The organism is Oleiphilus sp. HI0117, assembly GCF_001635235.1.
The window spans coordinates 1-868 of sequence record NZ_LWGA01001024.1; the positions used below are offsets into that span (position 1 = coordinate 1).

Annotated in this window: 2 protein-coding genes; both read right to left on the bottom strand. The window is 41.6% G+C overall.

The annotated features are described in order from the left end of the window. On the bottom strand, positions 1-568 hold a 568-nt coding region (locus tag A3757_RS18335), incomplete at its 3' end, for an Arm DNA-binding domain-containing protein (RefSeq protein WP_197470128.1). Continuing rightward, complete coding sequence (gene xisR, locus A3757_RS18340; protein WP_068513088.1) at positions 565-771, bottom strand: excisionase family protein; 207 nt, start codon at positions 769-771, stop codon at positions 565-567. The genes xisR and A3757_RS18335, both read right to left, overlap by 4 nt. Positions 772-868: the final 97 nt, after the last annotated feature.

Here is an 868-nt window from a genome sequence, read left to right on the forward strand (position 1 = left end):
TCTCAAGATTAGGTATACGTTCCATTATGTCTGTCTTTGTAATGTGATCCTGGTAAGCCAGTCTTGTCACGCCGCGTAAGACCGTAAACACGTCGTTTACGGTCTTAACTTTCATTTCCAGGTTTTGTGTTAAATGTTTTCTGAAATTTGTAATATCAGTCGTTCGTAGTGATCGTATCGTTTTATCACCGAAATATGCCTTTACATGTTTCGCTTTGGCTTCATAGCCTTCGATTGTCGACTTAGCGCGGTTTTCTGATTTCAATTCCAGCCACATCTCAACACCTCTTGAAATGGTTAGGTCAATATCATTACTAACCGAACCCGAATATTTAAGCGCGTTCTGAGAGTTCGGAAAATGTGCTTGATAATCGAAACTGCCAGACTTTATTTCGTTCAAAATCACCGCTCTTTTGTTAGCGGCATAGTTAAGCGAATTCTGATTAATTTTGAGAATGCCGGTAATGGGCTCCCTCATTCTTTTTCCATCTAACTGGAATGCAATCCGGATGTTATTTCCATGAATTTCGACGCCCTTAGGAATTTTGAACTCAGTTTTCTTGCTCACAGTTTTCCCTCCATCCAATCGTCAATCGCTACTGGGTTATAAACTATGCGGTTAGCAGGGTTCCGGATAAAATGCTTGCCCTCCAACCAAAATGCACAGCGGTACTTCTTTAACTGATCGTTTGTAAATCCATGAGTAGCCTCGAGTATTTTCTGGTGAACCCAGCGCCCATATTGAATCGATATGTTTGTTTCTCTATTCATTGCATTAGTTACCTGTTTAAGTGATTTGAGGCTCTACTTTAAGCGTGTTTTCCGCGCACCACCGGTGCGTACGGCGTGTATTTTTAACGTACCGCGC

Excerpts from the sequence above, each read along its gene's own strand:
- xisR (WP_068513088.1), bottom strand. The coding sequence starts at position 771 with ATGAATAGAGAAACAAACATATCGATTCAATATGGGCGCTGGGTTCAC.